Below are 7,550 nucleotides of genomic sequence, written 5' to 3'. Positions count from 1 at the left end.
GACGGCGACTTCTCCTTCACCTGCCTGAACGCGATGCTCGTCACCGACACTCAGCTGGTCGCGCTGAACCGGTTCCGGCCCTCGGCCGAGGCCGAGGAGGGCGGCCCGGAGTACTACCGGCTGCGCTACCGCATCGCGGCGGACTCGATCGTCGTCACCTCGAGCGGCTGGGGCAGCGGATGGCAGACCCTCGACAACGGCCAGATGCTCGTCGTGCAGCGGCACACGCTGGAGACCGAGATCCTCGACGTCGCGCCCGTCCCGGTCGCCTGACGGCGGTGGGCCCGGTGCGCGATGCACCGGGCCCACCCACTCGATCAGCCCGACTCAGTCAGCGCAGCGCGCGACTCGGCTCGGATGCGGCGAGGCCCTCCGAGCGGCTCAGCAGCTCGCCGGCCCGCACCGCGGCGGCCGGCCGCGCGAGCACGGCGACGAGGGCCACGACCAGCCACACGATGGCGAGGCCGGGGCCCCACCATGCGGCGCCCACCGGGAACGGGAAGATGTTCCGGAAGAGCGTGTACGCGAGCACGATGAGGGCGAGGACCGGGATGACGATCTCCCATCCGGCCACGCGGCGCTCCCCGGTGAAGAACAACAGCTTGATCGCGCCGATCGTGGCGAGCACGTAGGCGACGAGCAGGATCAGCGTGCCGGTCGTTCCCGAGGTGACGAACAGGTCGTACGGCTTCGCGTGGAGCACGAACCAGGCGACCGCGATGAGCACGTAGACGACGATCGCCACGACGGCGACGGCCACGTGGGGCACGCCGTGCTTCACCGAGACGCGCTTGAACGGGGCCGGGCCGAGCCCGTCCCGGGAGAGCGCCATGATCAGCCGCGAGGCACCGACTACGCACGCGAGGCAGCACGCCACCGCGCTGATGGCGGCGCCGATCGTGATCAGCGTCCCGATCCAGGGCGCGATGTACTGCGAGCCGAGGTCGCCGACCAGGGCACCGGATCCGACGAACGCCTTGACGCCCTTCGCGTCCGCGCCGAAGCCCATGACCTCGATCGCGGACACGACGATGAAGTAGACGCCGCCGAAGATCGCGGTGCCGAGGATCGCCCGCGGGATGTCGCGGCGCGGGTTGCGCGCCTCCTCGCCGAGCGTCGCCGACGCCTCGAACCCGGCGAACGACAGGAACGCGAACACGACGCCGAGGAAGACCGCGGACACGTCGCTGCCGGGCTCGATCGCGAAGACGCTGAGGTCGAAGTGGTGGCCACCGGGCGCGTTCCCGGCGAGCAGCCGCACCGCGACGACGATCGTGACGATCACGATCAGCGTGACCGTCACCGCCTCGACGATGAACAGCAGTCGCGTGCCGCCCTTCGCCGGCTGGGTCGCGAGGAACCAGACGAGCGCGAGCACGACCACCCCGATCGGGAAGCCCACCCAGTCGGGCGCGCCCTTCCAGAAGGACTCCTGGATGAGCGTCGTCAGGAAGATCCCCGCCGCCATGCTCGTGACGGCCCCGTAGAAGATGTACGTGCCGGCCATCGCCCAGCCGCTGAACGCGCCCGAGCGTGGTCCGAGGGTCACGCCGACGAAGCCGTAGACGGATCCGGAGTGGTTGAACCGCTGGCTCAGCCGCACGAAGGTGTACGCGATCAGCAGCACGGCGACGGTCGCGATCGCGAACGTCAGCGGCACGGCGCGGCCGACGAGACCGGCGGAGCCCTGCGGGTTGATGTTGATCGCCATCGAGGGCGCCATCAGCGCCACGCTGACGCCGATCGCCTCCCAGACGCTGAGGTTCTTACGGAGCTTCGGGCCGTCGGCCCCCGATCCGCTCTCGGTCTCACGGACGAGCGCTTCATCCGTCATGGTCTGTCCTTTCGGTGGTGCGTGGGCGGTGCGGGGATGGGGGGAACGGCGGAGTCGAGGCGGTAGAGCCGCCGCGGGTTGGTCTGGGCGGCGAGCTCGAGCACGCGGCAGGCGTCGGGGAGGGACCACTCGCCGTCGTCGACCCAGGCGCCGAGCACGCGCGCGACGGCGTTCCGCCAGAGGCGTGCGCCGAGGTAGTGCAGCTCGGCAGGGCCCCACGCGTCGGACGAGTAGAGGACCTTCGCGAACGGCGCGGTCTCGTAGCTGCGGGCGACGAGGCCGGGCGCCTGCGCGCCGACGTAGTTGAGGGCGAGGCCGACGTCGAGGTAGACGTTGCCGAACGCCTGCGCGAGGTAGCCCGCCTCGCGCTCGAACGGGTAGCAGTGCAGCAGCAGCACCGGCACGCGCTGCACCTCGGGCGTGCGCAGCAGGGGCAGCAGGAGCATCGGATTGACGCGGTGCAGGTCGAGGTCCCGGTCGCCGAATCCGACGTGGAACTGCACGGGCAGGCCTGCGTCGACGGCGGTGAGGATTCCGAAGACGATCAGACGCGGGTCCTTCAGGGGCGCGTCGCCCTGGTCCGCCACCCACGCGTCCGCGGCGCCTTCGACCTCGGCGCCGGACGGCCGGGACCAGTCGATGTCGAAGCCCGTGCGGTAGGCGAGCACGCTCTTGGCGCCGACGGCGCCGCGCTCGACGGCATCCGCGACGGCGCTCCGGAACCGTTCGGCGTAGTCATCCGCGCCCTCGGCGAGCAGTCCGGCGGCGATGGCCTCGAGCCGGACGACCTCGTGGGCGGCAGCGCCCGTGAGCGAGCGCACCTCCTCGATCGAAAGAACGTCGTCCGCGCCGAAGCCGGTGTCGACGACCCAGTCGGAGACGCCGGCGGCCGTGAGGAAGCGCCGGTTCACCTCCGGCTCCCCCAGCTCCGCCCGGCGTGCCCAGTACGCATCCGGGGCCGCGTGCGGCTCGAGGTCGAGCACCGGCGCGCACCAGCGACGCACGGCGAAGCCGAGCTGCGAGTCGAAGCCGCTGACGAACACGGGCAGCGGATCGGTGCTGCCCTCGTTGAGGGCGTTCTCGAAGCGGACGCGCGAGACCGAGGCGCGGAAGGGCCCGTGCACGTGGTGGTCGACGAGGGGCAGCTCCTCCACCCACTCGGCCAGCGCGTCGCGGGCGGCCATCAGATCGACCAGGCGAAGCGGAATCGGGCGGGGAGGTCGTCCGGCGCGGTCTCGCCGTGGTGCTCGAGCTCCCAGCCGCGCACCGCGCCGATGGCGGCGACGATCTCGGGGCCGAGCACGCGGGAAGCGATCTCGGATCCGCGCAGCGCCTCGAGCGCGGGCGCGAGCGCCGACGGCAGCTGGGCGATGCCGTGCTCTGCGGCGACGTCCGCCGGGTTCTCGGTGACCTCGTCCGGGAGGGCCGCCTGCGCGCGGATGCCCTCGAGTGCGGCGCCGAGGATCGCGGCGGAGGAGAGGTACGGGTTCGCCGACGGGTCGACGGGCTTCACCTCGACGTTCGCTCCGTAGGGGTTGCCGGGCGTGGCCTCGAGGAACCGCACGGCCGCCTCGCGGTTCTCGCGCCCCCAGCAGGCGAAGGCGCCCGACCAGTAGCCGGGCTGCAACCGGGCACCGGACAGGATCGATCCGCCGAGCACCGCCTGGATCCCGGGCAGCGCCTCGACGAGGCCGCCGATCGCCGCGCCGCCCTCCGCGGTGATGCCGTAGGGGCCGTCGCCGCCCGAGAACACCGGCTCGCCGTTGCGTGAGAACGAGAAGTGGATGTGGGCGCCGTTGCCGCCGCCGCCGGCGAACGGGAACGGCGAGAACGAGGCGCGGAGACCGTGGCGGCGGGCGATGCGGCCGACGATCAGCCGGGCGAGCACGGTCGCATCCGCCGCCTGCACGGGCCGTGCGGGCGGCAGGGAGAACTCGAACTGGCCGGAGACGTACTCGGCGTGCAGCTGCTCGAGGCCGAGCCCGGCGGCGTCCGATTCCGTGAGGACGTCGGCGAGGAACGCCTCATGATCGATGACCGGGCCGAGGCCGTACGGCGTCCAGCCCGGGCGCGCGAAGGCCTCGCCATCCGCGCCCGTGACGACGAACTCGAGCTCGTGGCCGGCGAGGACCTCCAGACCGGTGTCCTCGACGTCGCGCTGCACCTGACGGAGGCGCCCGCGGGCGTCGATCGGGAGCGGCTCCCCCGCCTGGTCGAACAGCTCGATCGGCGCCCAGGCCAGTCCGCCCTCGAGCACGACGAGCGCGTCGATGTCGAGCCGAAGTCGCATGTCACCGACGACGCCGAGGTCGGGCGTGAAGGCGATGCCGCCGTCGATGCAGAACACGTTCCAGGTCGGCGAGGCGCCGAGCCCCGCGCGGGCGAACGTGCCGAGCCGGTCGGGCGACACGGTCTTCGCGAGCGTGAGGCCGGCGTTGTTCACCATCGTGCCGGCGACCATCCGCACGCCGCGGTCGGCCAGCGCCGCCGCCGCCGCGTCGAGGGCAGCGGTTCCCGGCACCGGGAGGGCGCGTTCGATGCTCACGAGGTCGATCGTGGCAGAGCGCATGTATCCGGTGTGTTTCGATTTCCGACTGTGTCCGGGGGCTTGCGCAGCGGTCCCGACGCGGGTCAGCGCCGAAGGTTCGCGAACGGCAGGGCGCCGTGATCGGCGATGAAGTCGCGGAGCATCCGTGACTCCACGACCGAGGCGTCCTCCTCCGTCGCGTTCCATGCAACGAGGAGCTCGTCGCGGTCGGCCAGCTGCCAGAGGTAGCGACCGCCCCAGTGGCCGACCGGGTCGCCCGCCCCGAAACGCCGGTACTCGTCGAGGCGCTTCCGCAGGCCCCGGCGCCCGGTCGAGCCGGGAGTCGCTCTGCCGATGTACAGCACCTCGGCGCCGGCGACCCAGTTCCGAGCGAGGACGTCCGTCGAGACCGACGGGTCCTTGCCCTTGAAGCGGCCGCCTGGGTTCGTGCCCAAGAACGTGGGCGGAGCGTCGGTGGGCCGGATCACCGTGTAGACGCCCGGTGCGGTCGGGATCTCACTCGTCGGTAGGGCTGCGAACGGCACGAAACCGACGAAGCCGCCCGCACGGAGGGCATCTGCGGACCAAGGCCGTGCATGGGCGTGGCCGCTCACCGCTGGACCGTCCTCGAGTCGCTGCTCGTGCATCCTGACCTCGCCATGGCGTCCCCCTCAGGTTTCCTCGACGCTATCGATGGCCGCGCTCCTCGTCCCGCTGCCCCTGTGGCGCGTCGGATTCGCGACCGGACACCCGGCCGCTGATGAGCCGGACGGATGCTCGTGGCGGGGAAGATGCTGGTCAGCCGAACCTTTGACCAGGAATGCCGGGTATCGGCAGGGCCGCGGAGGTCCTAGCCTTCGAAGGAAGCGACGGTTCGCTTCATCAGCGCCACAAGGAGCACCACTCGTGAAGAAGCGAACGCTTGCCGTCCTGTCCATCCTCGCCGCGGTCGGACTCACCGCGACCGCAGCTCTTCCTGCCGAGGCCTCTAACCCCACGCTCCACTTCAGCGCCGCGGTCCCCAACTCCCCCGGCTCCGACACCAGGTCCAACGCGAGCCTCAACGGCGAGTGGGTCCGGCTCAACAACTCGAGCAGCAGCGCCAGCTACACGCTGACCGGCTGGACCATCCGCGACAAGTCGAGCCACGTCTACACGTTCGGATCGTTCACGCTGAAGCCGGCTGCCTCCGTCACGCTCTACACCGGCAAGGGCACGAACTCGAGCAGCAAGCGCTACTGGGGCAAGGCGGCCTACGTGTGGAACAACACCGGCGATGAGGCCTACCTCAAGAACGCGACCGGAACGACGAAGGACACCTGCTCCTGGGGATCCGAGCCCGACGGCAAGCAGGTGGTGTGCTGATGGGCTTCAGCTTCCGACGCAGCATCTCCCTCGGTAAGGGCCGCCGCCTGAACCTGTCGAAGCGCGGTGCGTCCGTCTCGCAGCGGATCGGACGGGTGACGTTCAACTCGCGGGGCGGTGGTTCCGTTCGGCTGCTGCGCGGGCTGTCATTCCGCTTCGGGAAGCGCTGACCCCGGGGCGCTGAATCGTCGGGCGCCCGCCCTGCTGGTCCCTCCCGAACGGGTGGCTGCGCCGAAATGCGCTGGTCGGCATGCTGATTCGGTGGCAGAGAAGACCCTTGCGCTTCGGCGAGTCGATCAGTGCGCGACGTGTGACACATCACTGGCCATCGGAGTTCGGGCCGTGTGGGACATCGATCGTCGAGTCGTCCGATGCCTGGCTTGCGCGAGTGAAGCGGCCTCCTCTCCCGACGAGGAGGTGACCGGTGACGTGGCGGATGCCCCTGCCATGGTCAGGACGATCGCATCCGACGCCGCTGGACGGTCCTCGCAGCGTGAGTACGACCGGCGGCGCTCTGCTCGGGAGGCTCGCGTCCGGTCACGGTTCCCGAGGATCGGTGGCCTTCTGCTCGCCCTCGTAGACGAGCCGGCATCGACGAAGGCGTGGGCGAAGGGGGCGGAGGGGGAACGCGCGGTCGCTGATCGCCTCGGGCGACTCGAAGGGATTCGCGTGCTCCACGATCGACGCATGCGTCGCCCCGATGGACGCCTCTCGTCGGCCAACATCGACCACATCGTGATCGCGCCCTCCGGCGTGTGGGTCGTCGACTCGAAGGCGTACCGAGGCAGGGCAGAGGTGCGCCGGCACGGGGGGCTCTTCACCCCTCGTGTGGAGGAGCTCTGGGTGGGCGGACGCAACAGGACGCGGCTGATCGACGGCGTCGCTCGGCAGGTGGAGGCGGTTCGTGCGGATCTCGCCGGATGGCCGTCCGTGCCGGTACGCGGCGCCCTGTGCTTCGTCGGAACCGAGCTGCCGTGGATCGATCAGGACGTCGCAGGCCTCGCGATTCGAGGCCGCCGAGGACTTGTCAGGATGCTTCGGCGTCCAGGCCCGCTCGACGCCATGACACGCGACCGGATCGCTGCTCGCCTCGACCGAGCATTTCCGCCGCATTGACGCCGTCATGAGGACGGGCGTCGCTCCTCCTCTGGCAACGATCACTCTGACGATCAGGCCTTTCGCGAGCGACCCGGGACGAGCACGACACGGCGGTGTTTCCGCTGATCCGGAGTCGAATCGATGTCGGACCCCGGGTGTTCAATCCCGGCATGACGAGGAACCCCGAGGAACCCCCTCCACCCGACGGCGCAGCTGATGAATTCGCCGATCTGGATGCCCGCGAAGCGCTCTTCACGGGAGCGCTCGCGCAAGCGGATCGCGTCCTGAATCAAGCCGCCGCGATGCGCCGGCAGGTGATGCTCGCCGGCTTCGACGCGATGGTGCTCGAGGAGCAGACGCGGGGCCGAACGGTCCGGACGGACGACGCGATCGTCCGCGCCTTCCTGCTCCACCAGGCCACGGTGCTGCGCATCCCCCGGCAGACGGTCGAGCGGCAGCTCGCCGAGGGCTGGACCCTGCGCGACCGCCTGCCCGCCACCTGGGCCGCGTTCCTCGAGGGCTGCTGCTCGGAGACGGCCGCCTCGATCGCCGCGGATCAGTCGGGTGGGCTGGAGGGCGACAGGCTCGTCGCCTTCGACCTCGCCGCCGCGCAGCTCGTTCAGGAGGAGAAGCCGGCCGTGCTGCTCCGGAAGCTGGCGATGCTGCGCGATCGACTCGATCCGCAGGGGGTGACCGAGCGCCATCGACGGGCGAGCAGCCGCCGGC

The 7,550-nt window shown here is 70.9% G+C and carries 8 protein-coding genes and 1 pseudogene; 5 read left to right on the top strand and 4 right to left on the bottom strand.

What is annotated here, in order from left to right:
- Nucleotides 1-273: pseudogene (locus tag JWQ92_RS04270) on the top strand (hypothetical protein); the annotation flags it as partial.
- A 58-nt stretch (nt 274-331) separates the two neighbouring features.
- On the opposite strand, the gene JWQ92_RS04265 reads toward JWQ92_RS04270, so the two are convergent.
- The 4 genes from JWQ92_RS04265 to JWQ92_RS04250 all read right to left on the bottom strand — a co-directional run bounded on the left by JWQ92_RS04265 (nt 332) and on the right by JWQ92_RS04250 (nt 4,906).
- The gene (locus JWQ92_RS04265; protein ID WP_297343221.1) at nt 332-1,834 is read right to left on the bottom strand and encodes an APC family permease; all 1,503 of its coding nucleotides are present in this window, start codon (nt 1,832-1,834) and stop codon (nt 332-334) included.
- Complete coding sequence (locus JWQ92_RS04260; protein WP_297343220.1) at nt 1,831-3,018, bottom strand: amidohydrolase family protein; 1,188 nt, start codon at nt 3,016-3,018, stop codon at nt 1,831-1,833. The genes JWQ92_RS04265 and JWQ92_RS04260 overlap by 4 nt, the downstream gene beginning before the upstream one ends.
- Nucleotides 3,018-4,379, bottom strand: a complete 1,362-nt coding sequence (locus JWQ92_RS04255; RefSeq protein WP_297343219.1) for a glutamine synthetase family protein — start codon at nt 4,377-4,379, stop codon at nt 3,018-3,020. The genes JWQ92_RS04260 and JWQ92_RS04255 overlap by 1 nt, the downstream gene beginning before the upstream one ends.
- An 86-nt stretch (nt 4,380-4,465) precedes the next feature.
- Entirely contained in the window at nt 4,466-4,906 is a 441-nt protein-coding gene (locus JWQ92_RS04250; protein WP_297343218.1) for a hypothetical protein, read from the bottom strand.
- Nucleotides 4,907-5,267: 361 nt separating this feature from the next.
- Between JWQ92_RS04250 and JWQ92_RS04245 the strand changes: the two genes are divergently transcribed.
- The 4 genes from JWQ92_RS04245 to JWQ92_RS04230 all read left to right on the top strand — a co-directional run.
- On the top strand, nt 5,268-5,726 hold the full coding sequence (locus JWQ92_RS04245) for a lamin tail domain-containing protein (RefSeq protein WP_297343217.1): 459 nt from the start codon (nt 5,268-5,270) through the stop codon (nt 5,724-5,726).
- Entirely contained in the window at nt 5,726-5,896 is a 171-nt protein-coding gene (locus tag JWQ92_RS04240; RefSeq protein ID WP_297343216.1) for a DUF4236 domain-containing protein, read from the top strand. The genes JWQ92_RS04245 and JWQ92_RS04240 overlap by 1 nt, the downstream gene beginning before the upstream one ends.
- A gap of 277 nt (nt 5,897-6,173) precedes the next feature.
- Nucleotides 6,174-6,842, top strand: coding sequence for a nuclease-related domain-containing protein (locus JWQ92_RS16895; RefSeq protein WP_367276708.1), 669 nt, complete (start codon nt 6,174-6,176; stop codon nt 6,840-6,842).
- Nucleotides 6,843-6,994: 152 nt separating this feature from the next.
- Nucleotides 6,995-7,550: hypothetical protein (locus tag JWQ92_RS04230; RefSeq protein WP_297343214.1), on the top strand; the 556-nt coding region annotated here is incomplete at its 3' end.

Origin of the sequence: Amnibacterium sp. (assembly GCF_025463795.1) — a bacterium.
In the GTDB taxonomy this organism is placed as follows: domain Bacteria; phylum Actinomycetota; class Actinomycetes; order Actinomycetales; family Microbacteriaceae; genus Amnibacterium.
Note: the sequence above shows the minus strand (reverse complement) of the source record. Positions and strands in the feature narration are given on the sequence as shown.